General features: G+C 29.1%; 15 protein-coding genes. 4 read left to right on the top strand and 11 right to left on the bottom strand.

The genetic code is table 11. From position 1 onward, the window contains the following. Positions 1-39: 39 nt before the first annotated feature. Positions 40-666 carry a VanZ family protein gene (locus B3W71_RS18745; protein ID WP_346890458.1) on the bottom strand — a complete coding sequence of 209 codons (627 nt, stop codon included), beginning with the start codon at positions 664-666 and terminating at the stop codon, positions 40-42. Between the two features lie 29 nt (positions 667-695). Next, on the bottom strand, positions 696-1,157 hold the full coding sequence (locus B3W71_RS18740) for a hypothetical protein (protein ID WP_346890457.1): 462 nt from the start codon (positions 1,155-1,157) through the stop codon (positions 696-698). 454 nt (positions 1,158-1,611) lie between these two features. On the opposite strand from B3W71_RS18740, the gene B3W71_RS18735 reads away from it, so the two are divergent. Then, a complete protein-coding gene (locus B3W71_RS18735) occupies positions 1,612-2,880 on the top strand; it encodes a dicarboxylate/amino acid:cation symporter (RefSeq protein WP_346890456.1) in 1,269 nt (422 codons plus the stop codon). A gap of 270 nt (positions 2,881-3,150) precedes the next feature. On the opposite strand, the gene B3W71_RS18730 is transcribed toward B3W71_RS18735, so the two are convergent. The 6 genes from B3W71_RS18730 to B3W71_RS18705 form a co-directional block, all read right to left on the bottom strand. Next, positions 3,151-3,930, bottom strand: coding sequence for a carbon-nitrogen hydrolase family protein (locus B3W71_RS18730; protein ID WP_346890455.1), 780 nt, complete (start codon positions 3,928-3,930; stop codon positions 3,151-3,153). A 536-nt stretch (positions 3,931-4,466) separates the two neighbouring features. Beyond that, on the bottom strand, positions 4,467-5,252 hold the full coding sequence (locus tag B3W71_RS18725) for an ABC transporter ATP-binding protein (RefSeq protein WP_346890454.1): 786 nt from the start codon (positions 5,250-5,252) through the stop codon (positions 4,467-4,469). A gap of 10 nt (positions 5,253-5,262) precedes the next feature. Further along, positions 5,263-6,285, bottom strand: a complete 1,023-nt coding sequence (locus B3W71_RS18720; protein ID WP_346890453.1) for an iron ABC transporter permease — start codon at positions 6,283-6,285, stop codon at positions 5,263-5,265. After that, entirely contained in the window at positions 6,278-7,285 is a 1,008-nt protein-coding gene (locus B3W71_RS18715; protein WP_346890452.1) for an iron ABC transporter permease, read from the bottom strand. The genes B3W71_RS18720 and B3W71_RS18715 overlap by 8 nt, the downstream gene beginning before the upstream one ends. Before the next feature lie 54 nt (positions 7,286-7,339). Next, positions 7,340-8,284: an ABC transporter substrate-binding protein gene (locus B3W71_RS18710; RefSeq protein WP_346890451.1), complete on the bottom strand. Its 945-nt coding sequence runs from the start codon at positions 8,282-8,284 to the stop codon at positions 7,340-7,342. 111 nt (positions 8,285-8,395) lie between these two features. Further along, positions 8,396-9,241 carry an AraC family transcriptional regulator gene (locus B3W71_RS18705; protein ID WP_346890450.1) on the bottom strand — a complete coding sequence of 282 codons (846 nt, stop codon included), beginning with the start codon at positions 9,239-9,241 and terminating at the stop codon, positions 8,396-8,398. Between the two features lie 228 nt (positions 9,242-9,469). On the opposite strand from B3W71_RS18705, the gene B3W71_RS18700 reads away from it, so the two are divergent. Next, on the top strand, positions 9,470-10,204 hold the full coding sequence (locus B3W71_RS18700) for an alpha/beta hydrolase (RefSeq protein WP_346890449.1): 735 nt from the start codon (positions 9,470-9,472) through the stop codon (positions 10,202-10,204). Positions 10,205-10,583: 379 nt separating this feature from the next. Here the strand turns inward: B3W71_RS18700 and glmS are convergent, their stop codons facing one another. Beyond that, the gene (gene glmS, locus B3W71_RS18695) at positions 10,584-12,410 is read right to left on the bottom strand and encodes a glutamine--fructose-6-phosphate transaminase (isomerizing) (RefSeq protein WP_346890448.1); all 1,827 of its coding nucleotides are present in this window, start codon (positions 12,408-12,410) and stop codon (positions 10,584-10,586) included. 1,301 nt (positions 12,411-13,711) lie between these two features. On the opposite strand from glmS, the gene B3W71_RS18690 reads away from it, so the two are divergent. Together B3W71_RS18690 and B3W71_RS18685 are read left to right on the top strand one after the other, a co-directional pair. Next, on the top strand, positions 13,712-13,927 hold the full coding sequence (locus B3W71_RS18690; RefSeq protein ID WP_346890447.1) for a helix-turn-helix transcriptional regulator: 216 nt from the start codon (positions 13,712-13,714) through the stop codon (positions 13,925-13,927). Next, positions 13,918-14,397: a hypothetical protein gene (locus B3W71_RS18685; protein ID WP_346890446.1), complete on the top strand. Its 480-nt coding sequence runs from the start codon at positions 13,918-13,920 to the stop codon at positions 14,395-14,397. The genes B3W71_RS18690 and B3W71_RS18685 overlap by 10 nt, the downstream gene beginning before the upstream one ends. A 55-nt stretch (positions 14,398-14,452) precedes the next feature. On the opposite strand, the gene glmM is transcribed toward B3W71_RS18685, so the two are convergent. Together glmM and B3W71_RS18675 are read right to left on the bottom strand one after the other, a co-directional pair. Continuing rightward, positions 14,453-15,802, bottom strand: coding sequence for a phosphoglucosamine mutase (glmM, locus tag B3W71_RS18680; protein WP_346890445.1), 1,350 nt, complete (start codon positions 15,800-15,802; stop codon positions 14,453-14,455). A 544-nt stretch (positions 15,803-16,346) separates the two neighbouring features. Beyond that, positions 16,347-17,642: an MFS transporter gene (locus B3W71_RS18675; RefSeq protein WP_346890444.1), complete on the bottom strand. Its 1,296-nt coding sequence runs from the start codon at positions 17,640-17,642 to the stop codon at positions 16,347-16,349. Positions 17,643-17,668: the final 26 nt, after the last annotated feature.

The following is a 17,668-nucleotide window of genomic DNA, read 5'->3' as shown; positions in this document are numbered from 1 at the left end:
AAGCCTATGTCCTATATTAAATATAAGACACAGGCTATTTTATTGATTTATAGCATTTCTACTATTATCTTCACTTTGACTTCGCGATTTATACTTATCAAAGTATTTTTTTATACACTTATCATAAATTATAAATCCTAACCAAGCACCTATTGTATTAATTAAAATATCATCTATATCAAAAGCTCTTCCTCTATTTCCAATAAAGCTTGAAAAAAGCTGCAAGCATTCTATACTAAATGATAAACAGAGAGCAAATACTACTGTATTCTTAGCTTTCTGTAACTTTCTCCATAACATAGGTAACATTAAACCTAATGGAAACATTAGCAGCAGATTTCCCATAATATTCCTTATCCAGAACATTATCATAAAGTTATGCATATTAGGATCATTAGTTATGTTTGATACTTCTTTAAAAGTTGCTATAACTGGTACAAGATTTATAGACACCCAGTACCCATTCTCACTTCCTAACTGTATGTTTAAGGGAAATAATGTAGCACCTAATAAACATAATATATAAATAAAAAATATATTTAAAACTATTTCTCTATTTATAGATTCTTTGTTTTTCTTTTTAAGCTTCCAACTAACTACTCTTGTAACTATCCAAATAGGTACTGCTAAAATAAATAAAAATTCCTTTCCTATTCCAATTCCCATGCTAACTCCTCATTTTTATTTAATTAACTTTATCCCATTAATGCTAAATCATAAACTTTTTGGGCTATATCCTTAGCATTATTATTACTTGTATCTACATGCAATTTGGCATTTATGTCTTTCCATTCAGTCAACTGCTTTTCTATCATATTTTCTACTGGCTTTGGTAAAACTCCATTCATTCTTTGAGCAAATCTAGATTTAATGATTTCTGCATCTGCTGTAAAATTTATTGTGATAGCATCAATGAGTTTAAGTTTTGATATCTCTTTCTTTTCTGATATTATATAAGCTATTGATTGAGAATTTAAATCTTTGTTACTACTTGCTTCCTTTAATTTCTCTTCAAAAATTCCCCATGCACTACTTTCATTTTTAGCCATACGCAAATAATCTTTCCCAGTGTAAATTTGCACATCTGTAAGCTTTTTTAATTCTTTAGCTGTTGAGGACTTTCCTGAACAACTTGGACCCATAAATACATACAACATAGCTTGCCTCCTAAAATTTCAAATGTAGCCTATATTTGTTAATCTATTGTATTAAGTGTAAAATATATCCACATAAATAGCAATCCCTTACCCGTCATTATTTAGTAATTTTCTTAAACAATTCTTGAAATCTTCTATCTTCCATTTCAAATATATTACTATCGCTCCCCGAAATATTGCATATTAGCTTTAATATTCTTTCAAATATTTATTATACCCATTTCAATTTCATTATAGTACGCCAACACTTCAGACCTTGTAAATCACTATATAATTTAGTTAAATCAGCAATTAACATGATATCACTATATTTTTTTAAAATACACATATATACATATGAATTTTCCAATAATTGAAGTTTGACTTTTTATTTTATTCAATATATAATTTTATAATCATAGTATAAAATTTACTTAAGGCATCTTCAAAAAGCAAATTAGAAGGGGTTGATATAATGAAAAAATACAAACTGAATTTATCAACGAAAATATTTATTGGATTAATTTTGGGTTTAATAACAGGTATTATACTTAATTTTATTCCACAGAGTTTTATACGCGATCAACTATTAATTGATGGAGTATTCTACTTAATTGGACAGGCATTTCTAAAAGCTATTATGATGCTTGTAGTACCTTTAGTTTTTATATCTCTAGTTAATGGAGCTGCCAGCATGGGAGATATTAAAAAGCTAGGTAGAATCGGAGTGAAGACAGTACTATTTTACTTAGCTACTACTGCTATTGCTATTTCAATTTCATTATCCTTATCTACAATATTTAAACCAGGTGTTGGATTAAATTTATCAAATTCTAATTTAGGTGAAGTTACTATTAATAAAGCTACACCATTAGTAGAAGTCATCCTTGATATGATACCTAGCAATCCTATTGCCTCCATGGCAAATGGAAACATGCTACAAATTATTGTATTTGCAATATTGATAGGTGTAGGATTATCTGCTCTAGGTGAAAAAACTAAAATGATAACAAATCTTTTTAATCAATTAAATGATCTTATTATGAAAATTGTAGATTATGTGATGCTAATTGCACCTTATGGAGTATTCGGTTTAATAGCTCGTACCTTTGCTACCCAAGGTCTCGATGCAATGCTACCTTTAATAAAATATATGGCATTAGTACTAATAAGCTTGCTTATTCATGTTGTTTTTGTCTATGGTGGTCTGTTAAAGTTACTGACTAATTTAAATCCTATAAGATTTTTCAAAAAGTTCTTTCCTGCTTTTTCAGTAGGCTTTTCTACCTCAAGCAGTAACGCGGCCCTTCCCGTATCCATGGAAGTTGCAGAAGAAAATTTAGGAATTTCAAAGGATGTTGCTTCATTTACATTACCACTAGGGGCAACCATTAATATGGATGGTACAGCTATTATGCAAGGTGTAGCTACTGTATTTATTGCTCAAGTTTATGGAATTGATTTAAACTTCAGTGCTTTCTTAACGGTTATTTTAACAGCAACATTAGCTTCAATTGGAACAGCTGGAGTTCCTGGCGTAGGAATGATTATGTTATCTATGGTATTGCAATCAGTAGGTTTGCCAGTAGAAGGTATTGCTCTAATCATGGGTATCGATAGAATTCTAGATATGTCAAGAACCGCAGTTAATATCACTGGTGATGCAGTATGCACATTGATTGTAGCAAAAGCTGAAGGAGAGTTTAATGAGGAAATTTTCAATTCTGAAAATGTAAAAAAGTAAGTCGCTATAATTATATAATCTTCTTTATTAAATATGATATGAGCATAATACAGGGTAACGCCTAAATTTGGTGTTACCCTGCTTTTTCTTTTCTACTTTTTTAAAGAGAAATCCTTTTTAGACACTAAGAGTATATTTAATCTCATCCATAAAATTAAAATCTACTTTTAGGTGATTCCAGTTTCTTATTCTTTTATTAAACCAATTCACAAATCTAATGTATAACGCTTTAAATTCTAAAATAAATCTCTGTAACTGCTTAATAGTAATTCAACTTTTACCGTTGATTAATTTGACAATATCATTTCTACATTGACTTATATACCAATTAGAAACTTGATTGATTTCAATTTCTTTTCTAAAACAGCAAAGCTTATCTGATAACACTTCTTCAATGATCTCTCCATTAGGATCAATTAACATAGTAGGACAATGTTGAGTTATGTGAGCATTATTGGAACTTATTAGAAATCTTTGATTTTCTGCTGCTCTACTAACAAGATGGCTTCGCCAAACTGAAATTCCTTTTCCTTGTACAGCATTTGTCAAATATACGAATATATCTGCATTATTTAGTGCTAACCATCTCCATTGCTCAGGAAATCGAATTTCTCTACAAAGTTGTATACCTAAATTTACAGTTTTTTCTCCTATTTTAAGTGGATAAACTTTTAGCTTGTCTCCTTGCTGAAAATGTCCTCTTTCATGAAATGCTAAATTTAATTTTTTATATACAAAGTCTGGATTACTATATGAGTAGCATATGGCTGCATTACACCACACCTCTTCATCAAATATGCAAGAACCAAATATTAAGTGTATCTTCCTATTGATTACTTCCTCTTTTAACAATTTCATTGCATTTTTAAGATATTCCACATTAACATCTTTGAGAAAAGCAATATCATCACTATACCCTGATAGTGCTCCTTCAGGTAAAACTACTAAATCATCTTTTTGTGATTTTTCTAATATTAACTTTATTTCTTTTAAATTTTCATATATATTAAATGTTATTGGAAATTGCCCAATAAGTACCGATATATTCATTTAAACACCCCTTTATGTATGAATCTTAAAATCGCCAAGTTCAAATATTACCCCCTTATTTTTTATTTATAATCTTATATTTATTCTATAAATATTTACCAACTCCTCTCTGTTTTATATTTTTATCACATCTGTTAATAGCAAAATAAGCCAGAGATATTTTGGAAAATAAAAAGAGAGAAAACTAGGCTTTTCTCCTAATTTTCTCTCTATATTTTTGTAGACTTAAAACAAAGTTTAATCAAAAATAATATTTTTTTATATTTATATCCATTTATTTTTGTAATAAAGTTCAATCAAAAACCTAAATATATTTATCTATGATGTTAGTATAATTTTATAGACACAAAAGTTTAACACGCTAAAATTCAATTAATAGAAATGTAATGTAATTTATATAAAACAGTAATAGATATTCTGAACAATAAAAAAATAAATCCAATATCCCTAAATACTATGCATATATAAAGAAACGTATCTCTAAATTAGAAATGTTAAAAAGCACCTATTTATCTTGAGTGCTTTCTTTAATTTCATTATAATAGTTCATAATTTAAACATAAAGGAACATTATAATTTTCATTTGTTATAAGTTCGGCATCTATATTATAAATATCTTTTAATACTTCCTTATTCATTATTAAGTTTGGCTTATTCTTATAAAGTATTTTCCCATCCTTCATTGCTACAATAAAGTCAGAATACTTTGCTGCATGATTTATATCATGTAAAACCATAACTATTGTACATTGATGTCTTTCATTTAAATTTTTTACAATATTGAGCACCTCAAGTTGATGAGACATATCTAAAAAAGTAGTTGGTTCATCTAACAATAATATGTCTGTTTCTTGAGCCAACGCCATAGCTAACCAAACTCTTTGTCTTTGGCCTCCTGACAAAGCTGATAATTCTCTATCTCTAAAATCAATAGTATTTGTTACTTTTAATGCCCATTCAATCTTATCTTTATCTTTACTAGATAATTTATTTACATTAGTTCTATGAGGATATCTTCCATAAGAAACTAACTCTTCAACTTTTAGCTGAGGAGGTGCAGTAGGATTTTGAGATAATATAGCTAATTTTTCTGCTATTTCTTTACTACTCATATCATTCATATTTTTATCTAGAAGAAATATCTCTCCTTTTTCTTTTTTAAGTATCCTACCTATACTTTTTAACAGAGTTGACTTCCCACATCCATTGGAACCAATAATACTAGTTATTTTTCCTTTTTCAAGACTAAGATTTAACTCTTCTATTATTATTTTTTTATCATATCCTATTTTTAAATCTTTTATATTAATAGCATTTTTCATATCTTACCTCTTATGATTTGTATAATAAATATATAAAATAAGGAATTCCGATTATAGATATCACTATTCCTACAGCTAATTCTGATGGTGCAAAAACAGTTTTAGCAATAAAATCTGATAATATTAAAAGAAAAACTCCAACTAAAGCAGTTACTGGCATAAGTTTTCTATGTTTTATACCTACTAGTTGCCTAGCTATGTGAGGTGCCATTAATCCAATAAATCCAATGTTTCCGGCAACACATACACAAGAACTAATTAGTCCAACACATGCAAATAATAATTTTCTTTTTTCTTTCTCTAAATTTATACCTAAACTAACTATACTACTTTCTTCTAATTGAAAATAATCTAGTAAATGAACTTTGTTATAAAGATAGATTCCTAAAATTATTATCCAAGGAAGCATCATATAAATAAAACTCCAATTTGCATTATATATAGATCCTGCTTGCCAAATAGCTGCAAATTCAAAATCTGAAGAGTTCATTTTCATAGAAAAAAGCATTGAAATAGCTGAAAATCCACTATTTATTGCTATACCAGTTAAGATAAGTCTTTGCATATCCATCTTATTATTATTTCTTGAAAATAATAGTATTAATATCGCTGCTAAAATACCACCTATAAACCCAAATATAGGCATAGCAAAGATACTAAAAAAATTACTTCCATTAGATACTGATGAATTAAAATTAACAAAATACATATACATAATTACTGCTGCACTTGCACCAGAATTTATTCCTAATATTCCTGGATCAGCTAATTCATTTTTTGTAATTCCTTGAAGAAAAAGACCAGCTATTGATAATCCTATTCCGATTAATACAGATATAATTATTCTTGGAAGTCTAAATTCAAATACTACTAACCTGAATTTTTCGTTATCATTTAAATTAAATAGTGTTTCAAATACTTCAATCACGCTTATATTAAACATCCCATTAGTTAAATGTAAATAAAAAGCAAATAATATTAGTAAGAGTAGTACTATTATCACAAAAGAATATTTAAGTTTTTTCTTATGCATTTTTTGAACCTCCCTTAGTTTTTATCATATATAAAAAGAAAGGTACTCCTATAATAGCTGTTACAGTTCCAATAGGTGTTTCAAATGGATATCCTATGTATCTACTTAATAAATCACATAATCCTAAAAAGAAAGCTCCTCCAATTAATGAATAGAAAATAATATATTTATAATCATGTCCTACTAAAAGTCTTATTATATTAGGTATTACTAACCCAACAAAAGCAATCTTCCCAATTAATGCAACAGAAGTAGCTGTAAGTAGTACTACTGATCCCATGGATAAATATTTTACTATATTTGTTCTTTGCCCTAAGCTAACAGCTATATCTTCTCCTAGTGAGCTTATAGTAATATCCTTGGCTATTATTATTGCTATTAAAATTCCAATAACTCCTATTGGTATTATCATTTTTAATAAATCATTATTTACAGTATGAACTTTTGTATTATACCAAGCTGAAATAGTTTGAGACACTTGAAAATACATTGCAATGGTAGATCCCAAACTACTTAAAAAACTACCTACTATTGTTCCTATAATGGCGAGCCTAACAGGTGATAGACCATTTTTTATTGTTGAACCTATTCCTAATACTAATAGAGCTCCAACTATAGATCCAATTATTGAAACTAAAATTAAACTTCCATTTGAAAGTCCTGGATAAAAAACCATAGCTATAGTAATGAAAAAGGCTGATCCATCATTTACTCCCATTAGTGAAGGAGATGCTAAATAGTTTCTTGCTATTCCTTGCATAATTGCTCCAGCAACTGCTAAAAACCCTCCAACAACTAATACAGCAATCGCTCTTGGTAACCTATTATTTTTTATTATTAAATGATCTACATTATTTTCATCAAATTTAAATATAGCATCATAAACCACTTCTTTTGGTATATCTTTAGTTCCCATCCTAACAGATAAAATAGTCACGCTAATTATCCCTACTATACATATTACAAATATTAATAAAAACTTTTTATTAAAACCCTTCATATTTGTCCCCTTAAAAAATTATCCAGTCATAATTATATGACTGGCATAATTTTGTTATTTTGATAAATTATCTACAACTGCATCTAAGAACCTAACTTTTGACCAAGCTGTTCCTCCTTGAGCTAAAGGATCAATAGTATTAACAAATACTTTATTATTTTTAGAAGCTTCTATACCTTTAAATATAGGATTTTCTAATAATTCATTTAAAGCTTTAGGTGCATCTGAATTCTCTGAATCATCAAATTGTAGAAAAATTGTATCTGGATTCATTTCTGCTAAAGTCTCTAAAGTTAATTCAGCTTGTGCTTTTGCCTGAGTAACTACTTCAGGAACCTTTAGCCCTAAATCATTATATAAAACTGGATTTAAATATACATCTGCCGGATATACATACATTAATCCACGTCTAATCCTAACAACTAAAACATCTTTATCCTTATATTTATTTGAAAGTTTTTCTTTAGTCTTTGAAGCTTTTTCTTGATAATCTGAAATTATTTTATTACCTTCTTCAACTTTACCTGTTATTTCTGCTAATGCTAAAAGATTATCTTTCCAGTTAGCTGATATGTGTGAATATGGTAATGTTACTGCTATCTTATTTAACTTAGTCATCGTTTCCTCTCCAAATTTTGAAGTTCCCACAATAACATCAGGATTTAAGCCTAAGATAGCTTCTGAATTAGGATTCATTTTATCTCCTACTAAAGTTGCATTTTTAAAGTCTTCTTCTAAATATTTAGGTACCTTGCCAGCAACATCTAATACTCCTACTGCTTCAACCCCTAAAGTTGCTGCATCTTCCATTCCTTCTAAGCTTGCAAGAACTACATTCTCAGCCTTTTTATCGAAAGAATATTCTTTACCTAAATAATTTATTGTAAATGCTGTATCTTTATCTTCTGCATCATTTTTTTCTGAAGAACCTTTCGCAGTACAAGCAGTTAAGCTTACTAATAAAACTGTTGATAATAATAATGTTAAATACTTTTTCATAGCAATCCCCCTATTGTTATTGATAATCATTTTCAATTCATTATTATTTTAGCAAAATCCTATGAAATGTAAAATGGACTTTCGGGATATTTTTTTGTACTTTTGCCGAATCTACTTCTTAATTATTATATTTGTAACAATATCATTATTAATTTCCCTATACTTTCTAGGGCATATCCCTACATTTTTTTTAAAAGTTTTACTGAAATAAAAACAATCATTATATCCAGTCATTTCAGCTATCTCAGAAATTGTATAAGAAGAAAACTTTAAAAATCTTTTAGCTTCTTTTAGCCTATATTCTGTTAAGTATTTTACAGGAGACAATCCTGTAACCTCTTTAAAAATATCACTGAACCTTCTTCTATCTATTTCTAAAATATCTGATATTTCACTTACTGTTATTAATTCATTAAAATTCTTATTTATATATTCAATTCCCTTATTTACTAGCTTTAACTTCTCACTATATTGTGACACTCTTACATTTTTTATTAGTGAATTTATTAAATTTATAAAGTCTACTTTACAGGAAAATTTTGAGTAATTATCTGGGCTTGATGATTTATCAGTAATAGTTTCACAATACTTTAATAAAGATAGCCTGTCCTCAACTTCTAAATAAAAAGATTCTTTCTCTATGTCTTGGAACTTCTCTGTGGTCAAAATATTTTTATAATGAACTACATAGTATTCTATACCTAAACTCTCTGTTTCAACTTTTATGTCCATACTTGATCCACAGTGCAGTATTGTATTTTTATTTAAACTATATTTTTCTTCATTTACAGAAAATGAACATTCTCCTCGTATAGGTATTACTATTCCACATAAGTTTTTTGCAGTTTTTCTATTAATATCTTTTTCTTTAGGAGGTAAACTGCTCTTAAAAATATCAATAAACTCAATAGAACTTCGAGAAAAATATTCAATTAACCAATTAATACTTCGCTTCATAATCGTTGACCTTTTCCTTTTATTATTTTATACTTAGGCATGAGAAAATAAAGAATAGACCAAAGATTCGAAGCATATTTGTCACAAGACAAAGAGTTAAAAGCCTGTTATAGTGACGCTATGCCAGGTTTTTGACGACGCAGTATCGTGGCAAATAGGCAAGAAAACTGGTCTATTATTTATTTGATAATGCCTTATTACTAAATCTTAACATAAGGGGGTAAATCTATGAATAATTTTAAGATAAAATCAAATTATACTAATAGCTTTTATGATATTAATTTCTATATCCCAGAAGAATCAAAAACTGATAATTCACCATTAATAATAGTCCTAGACGGTGAAAATTGTTTTGAAATAGTTAAATCTTGTGTAAAACAACAAGGCCAAGTACACGTTAAAACTGGAGTTAAACCTTCAATAGTTATAGGTATATCTCATCAAGAATTTGAAAAAAAAGAAAAAAGATTTTTAGACTTTACAGCTCCAGCAGAAAAATATTTTGTAGATGAAAAAAGAAAGTTTATGATACCTGATAATCTTGGAGGTAGTGAGAATTTTAATTCTTTTATAGAAAAAGAACTTTTACCAATAATTGAACCTAATATTAACTTCGATAAAAATAATATTACTATAATTGGTCATTCTTTAAGTGGATATTATGTATTATGGAATTTATTGAAAGGATCAAATATATATAAAAATATAATTTCCTTTAGTCCCTCAGTGTGGTGGAATGACTACGAACTTTTAAACTTCCCTAACTTAGAAAATAGCCAAAAGAATATATTTATAGGTGTTGGAGAAAGAGAAGGTTATATGGTTGAAGGAGCTCAAAAAATATACAATAAAATTAAAGGCTTTAATAATAACTGTAATATCTATATTGCACCTGAAGAGAATCATGGTTCTGTAGTAGTCACTAGTGTAAGTAGGGCTCTTAGATATATTTTTTCACTTTAATAAAAAAGACTAGACATTTTAAATTCATAAAAAATGTCTAGTCTCCCGACTAATAAATATTCTCTAAACACTAAACACTCTTAATGTTAAAAAACAACAAGTGGCTTTGCTTAACGTTATTATATCCTAAAAAACTGCACACTCATCCACTAATCGTGAGAGTGTGCAGCCTTATATTATACTTATTACTAAATTTCCTTAGACAACTTTTTTAAATCAACTATTATTACTTTTGCCAAATCTAATTTTTCTTTAGCATAAGCTTTATCATTTAGCCAATCTATTCCTAATTCTAATGCTTTTTCAGTTTCTTTATATTCATTTAATAAAGTATTAATTAATTCTTAACTCATAATTTTTAAACTCTTTTATCTAATACCTATTCAACAGTAACTGATTTTGCAAGATTTCTTGGCTTATCTACATCGCAACCTTTTTCCATTGACATATAGTAAGAGAATAGTTGCATTGGAATTATAGCTACAACTGGAGCTAATAAATCCATTACTTTTGGAATATAGATTGCTGATTCTACAGATTTTTCTATATCAGTATGACCTTCTTGAGCCACTGCAAATACTCTAGCACCTCTTGCTATAACTTCCTTCATATTACTTACAGTCTTATCAAATAAGTCTTCTTGAGTTGCCATAGTTACTACTACTGTTCCATCTTCAATTAAAGCAATTGGACCATGCTTTAACTCTCCTGAAGCATATGCTTCTGAATGAATATAAGATATCTCTTTTAGTTTTAAAGATGCTTCCATTGCTACAGCGTGGTCAAGGCCTCTTCCTAAGAAGAACATGTCTTTTTCATCAGATGTTTTAGCTGCTAAAGCTTTAACTACATCTTCACATTGAAGAGCTTCTTCAGCTTTTTCTGGAAGAGTTAGCATTTCTGTCTTAATAGCTTCTATCTCATCTTGAGATACTGTACCCTTTTGCTCCGCAAAGAATAGAGCAATTGTGTACATAGCTATTAATTGAGTTACATAAGCCTTTGTTGATGCAACTGCTATTTCTGGTCCTGCCCAAGTATATAGTATATCATCTGCTTCTCTTGAAGCTGAGCTTCCAACTACATTAGTAACAGCTATTACTCTAGCACCTTTTTTCTTAGCAAGTCTTAAAGCTGACATAGTGTCTGCTGTTTCTCCAGATTGGCTAACAACTATCATAAGAGTATTTTCATCTATAATTGGATCTCTGTATTTAAATTCAGATGCTATATCTACTTCTACCTGTATTCTAGCAAGCTTTTCAATAATATATTTTCCAACTAATCCAGCATGATATGCAGTTCCACATGCCACTATATATACTTTGTTTAATTTTTCTATTTGTTCTTTTGTTATAGTTATATCATCAATTTTTATTGGCTGACCAGGAATAATTCTTGAAGTCATAGTATCTCTTATAGCCTTTGGTTGCTCATGAATTTCCTTCATCATGAAGTGATCATATCCACCTTTTTCAGCAGCATCTGCATCCCAAGTTACATTAAATACTTCTTTCTTAACTTCTTTTTCATCTTGATCATATATTTTTACTCCGTCTTTAGTCATAAGAACAAATTCTTTATCTTCTAAAAGATAAACTTGTCTTGTTTGATTTAATACAGCTGGTATGTCTGAAGCAATAAAGTTTTCTTCTTCTCCAAGGCCAACTATTAATGGACTTTCGTTTCTTACAGCTACTAATTTATCTGGCTCATCAGCTGCTATAACTCCTATAGCATAACTTCCTTCTAACTTCTTAGTAACTTCCATTACAGCCTTTAGTAAATCTCCGTTGTAATAATAATTTACAAGGTTTGGAATTACCTCAGTATCTGTTTCTGACTTAAATTCATAGCCTTTTTCTATAAGCCATTCTCTAAGTTCCATATAGTTCTCTATAATACCATTGTGAACTACAGATATAGTCCCATTCCCATTAGTGTGGGGGTGTGAATTTAAATCTGATGGCTTACCGTGAGTAGCCCATCTAGTATGTCCTATACCTATATGTCCTTTAATTGGATTTATTTCTAACTTCTCTTCTAGGTTCGCAAGTCTACCTTTGCATTTTGTAAGATCAATTCCATTATCATTTAGTATAGATACTCCAGCTGAGTCATATCCTCTATACTCAAGTTTACTTAATCCTTCAATAAGCAGTGGTGCTGCTTCTCTCTTTCCAAAATAACCTACTATTCCGCACATAAAAATCTTCCTCCTAAATGTCTTCTATTTCAAATTAGATATAACTCTATATGAATAAGAAAAACCTTTGATTTGATATAACCCTTTAAAATGACTATTAATAAAATTTAAAATAGCTATTTTAAGCAACATAAATAACATACATTGCTTCATGAAATTAAAATTATTAATTTTAACCATCCACATGTTCAGATTACATCTATCAACTTATCCACATTTAGTTAAGGTTTTACACCAGATTGCTTTGTAACAGAAATCACTTTCTGTCTTTATCAATCGTTAACGGTAGTGCGATACCGTGGGGCACCCGCCGAAGATTCGATAATCCCCATCCTCGTCAACTTAAGTGACACTCCAAATCTATGATTTGGTTAGTGGAACTTACTCATTCGAATGTAATGAGAAGGAGTTTCCTCTTTCACACTCTAAATCTTTGATTTAACTAGGTGAACTTACTCATTCCAATGCAATGAGAAGGAGTTTCCTCTTTCACACTCTAAATCTTTGATTTAGCTAGGTGAACTTACTCATTCCAATGCAATGAGAAGGAGTTTTCTCTTTTCCCCTCTAAATCTTTGATTTAGTTAGGCGAACTTACTCATTCCAGTACATCGAGAATTAGCTTCCTTTTTCACTTAAGTTCTGGCGCTTAGTTAAGTGGTTAGACTATCTTCTCCCTTCTAACACTCGGTTTTCAAAGTGTATTATAAAAGAGCAGGGATGTACACATTTTATATATCCTCCTTAAACTCATACTCCACATATACGACATAAAGAGTGATTAAGCTTGTGAACCTTATATTAAAATTAATTATTTAACTTTCATTTTTTAATATTTATATATCCCAAAATCTAAAACCAATTAATCTCATTATATTATATTCATTTAATGCATTTTGGTCAATGGTATTTATTAATAGTGTGTAATAAATGAAATTCATCTATATATATACATATTTCAATTATAATATTATTCAATTTTATATTATTCTATTTCAAATTAATTCCATAATCATTAATATTTATTTAATTCTAATCTTAATTATACAAATATTTATATATAAAAATAGTTAAAATTTTTATATAAACCTATATAACTATATAACTAGTTATATAGGTGTTGCCGCCATTCGGGTTCCAAGATTTTTCATACTTAAAGTATAAAATAATTTCACAAAAATGTATAGTATGCTTGATATTAAAGGTAAAGCGTACTATACTTAAATTGTAAAGCATGCTATACATTTAAAATTACTAGAAATCTATAACTGTATGCAATGAATAGAATAGGAAGTGATATGTTGAAAAATAGAATACAAGAACTTCGTAAAGAAAGAAAAGTTACTCAAAGTGAACTTGCTGATGCTGTTGATGTTACTAGGCAAACAATTATTTCTCTTGAAAACGGAAAATATAAAGCTTCATTAGTATTGGCACATAAAATTGCACAATATTTTGAGATGAATATTGAGGATATTTTTATTTTTGATTTAGAGGAGGAAAATCTATGTTATTAAAAGCTATTATTTCTAATGCTACAACAGATAAAGATTATAAAAAGGTTCTAAAGAAAAGAATTTCTTTACTTTATATTATTATTATTCTTGGAGTTGCCACTATAGCTATTAGTTTTATATTCTCTACTGGAAAATATGACTATCTACCTGATTTTTTAAATGGATTTTATACAGGAATCGGTGCGTCATTAATTACAATAGGTTTAGTATTTATAATTAAGATAAAAAAGATTTTAAAGGATGAAAAGAAATTAAAAGAAAAAAGATTAGAAGAACAAGATGAAAGAAATCAAATGATCACACAAAAAGCTATGTATTCTGCAGCTATTATATTAAACATTCTTGTATATATAGGATTAATGATATCTGGAATTTTTAACCTTGCTGTATTCTGGACTCTATGGACTGTCCTTATTGTATACATGGTTATATTTGTTATCCTACAAATGTACTACAGCAAAAAACTCTAGGTAAATTTTATTAATAAAAAAGACCCGTGAAATTTCACGGGTTTTTATCATTTATCTAATTTGCTTTTTCTTCTATTTTTTTAGCAAGATCATGAGCCATTTTATCTATTTCTTCTTGATTTTCACCTTCTAGCATCACTCTCACTAGTGGTTCTGTACCTGAAGGTCTGATCAATACTCTACCGCAACCTGCCATTTTATCTTCCATTGCTTTTATATCTGCAATGATTTCTTCATCTTTTTCATGAATATCCTTCATATTATTTGGTACCTTAGCATTTACTAATACTTGAGGTAATTCCTTCATTGTTGCCGCAAGTTCACTTAAAGTTTTCCCAGTACTTTTTACTGTTGCTACAAGCTGAAGTCCTGAAACTAAACCATCCCCTGTTGTATTAGAGTCTAGGAATATAACGTGACCTGACTGCTCTCCCCCAATAGAATATCCCTCTTTAGCCATTTCCTCTAATACATATCTATCTCCAACCTTAGTTGTAACAGTTTTAATTCCTGCTTCCTTTAATGCCATGTGAAGTCCAAGGTTACTCATAACAGTTACAACAACTGTATCTTTATTTAATTTACCCAACTCTTTAAGGTGTTTAGCTGCTATTACCATCATGAAATCTCCATTTACAAGATTCCCCTTTTCATCTACCGCTAAGCATCTATCAGCATCACCATCAAAGGCTAACCCTAAATCACATCTGTTTTCCACAACAAATTTCATTAGCTTTTCAGGATGAGTTGAGCCACAATCCTTGTTTATGTTAACTCCATCTGGATTACTATTAATTATGAAGACTTCTGCTCCTAATTCTTTTAGTGCTTTTACTGAACTCTTATAAGATGCTCCGTTAGCACAGTCAACGGCAACTTTCATGCCACTTAAATCTCCATCAATAGTAGATTTAGCAAACTCTACATAGTCATTTATTGCATTTTCACCAATGTATTTTCTACCTAACATTCCACCTGTAGGAACATTAATTCCTTCAAAATCACTTTCTATTAATTTTTGAATTTTGTCTTCTAATTCATCACTTAGTTTAAATCCCTCTTTATTGAAGAACTTAATTCCATTGTATTCAACCGGATTATGAGATGCTGAAATTACAACTCCAGCCTCAGCATTATACTTTCTTGTTAAATATGCAACAGCTGGCGTTGGTACTACACCTAGACAAAGAGCCTCAGCCCCTACTGATAAAATACCTGCAACTAAAGCCGCTTCTAGCATATCTCCTGATATTCTTGTATCCATTCCGACAATTATTCTAGGTTTATTACTAGTACACTCAGTTAAAACTAAAGCTCCTGCTTTTCCAAGTTTATATGCTAATTCAACAGTTAACTCCTTATTAGCAATCCCTCTTACTCCATCAGTTCCGAATATTCTACTCATATACTATTCTTCTCCTCTTAATATGATTTTTATCTACAATAATGTTATTTTCTCTCTTAGGTTTGTATTATGATGTCAAATTGTGATTTATAACATACAGGTTAATTATAATACAAATTATGTATCTTAACAATAAAAGTTTACTTATCCTCATTTTCTAATGTAATTATATCTTTTCGTAAACTAATAGTTTAATTATAAGTATTTTAGATATTTTTATCATATTAGGCATCTGAAAATAAANNGATAGTAGCACTATCTAAGGGTTCTGTTGACGCAGTATAACACAAAATAGACGAACATTATGACTTATTTATTTTTTTGAAGGTGCCTTATATAAGTTTCAATAAAAAATCCACTAATATTCCTTAGTGTAATCTAAAATTGTAAGTAAATTTAGTGTAGAAACTTTAATAAAACTTACATATAAAACAAATGGGGCTTTCTCAGCGAAAACCCCTTCTACTATACTGTTATGCTCTTTTATTATATATGAGATCATAATTTTATTAAACTATCATATACTATAATCTATTAATGCATACTAACTTTCTAAAGCCATACCATTGGTTCTCTCTATAAGTTCTTCTACAGTACCATCACTACTATCATACTCCATTAATTCCTTACTTCCTTTAACTAAAACCAATGCTATAGTGCATATGAAAGATATACTTAGAAGAGATAAAATGGCTACCCTTATAGGTAAAAACTCACCTAAAATTCCACCAATCAAAGTTCCTATAGGTTGTAATCCTCCACTTATGGTATTCATTAATGCTCCAATTTTACCTCTCTTATCTGATGGTACTACAAACATCATTGCAGAATTAAATATAGTATTAAATATTACATTAAATAAAAAGGATATAAATGCTATATGTAGCATCATGTAGAAATTTTCTACTATACCTATAATAGGTAATATTCCAATACATACCAATGCACTATTTCTATAAATCTTAAACTTTTTATTCTTCTTAATATTAATTATAGATAAAAGTGCACTACCTATTAACATTCCCATAGGAATAACAGCCATAAATAAACCATATTTTTCTGGACCTAAGAATGGCATAGCTTTAAAATATGGAAGTACTAATATAAATGCTGCATTAATAAAAAGATTTAATAATGATGCGAGTAAGAATAGATTTCTTAAAGTTTTAAAGTTCCAAATGAATCTAAATCCATCTTTAAAATCTTCTATAAAAGTTATTTTTTCAGTCTTTTCCTCTCTTTTAGGCTCAGTTATAAATAGTTCCGTAAAAGCTGAAAGTAAATAAGATATACCATTAGCTAAAAACATGTACGGAGCACCTATAGCTACATATATAATTCCACCAACTGCATTTCCTATCATATCCATACCAGATGTTGCAAGACTAGTAACAGAATTAGCCTTTACAAACTTTGATTCATGAACTAATTCTGGTTTTATTGAATTTACAGCTGGTCCAAAAAATGCAGAGCATAGTCCACTAATTATTCCAACTATAAATAACATCCATATCTGTATAAATCCAAATATACCAGCAATGCCTACAAAGGTTACAAATATTCCTCTTATGAAATCTGTTATAACTATGATATTTCTTCTATTCCACTTATCTACGAAGACTCCTGCAAAAGGTCCTAAAACTATTCTTGGTAGCATTGTAAGAGCGCTTAAAAGTCCCATAAGTCCAGTAGATCCAGTCATATCTAGTATCCAAAAGTCCAATGCTATCATATATAATATGTCCCCAAGCATAGATACTAGCTGTCCTTGCCAAAGCAAGAAAAAGTTCTTATTCCATAACCTTATATTTTTCCCTTCATCTTTTAATTTTTCCCCCATGATTTTCTCCCTTCTCGCCAAATGTA

The organism is Clostridium sp. UBA1056 (assembly GCA_002316385.1).
GTDB lineage: Bacteria > Bacillota > Clostridia > Clostridiales > Clostridiaceae > Clostridium_J.
Note: the sequence above shows the minus strand (reverse complement) of the source record. Positions and strands in the feature narration are given on the sequence as shown.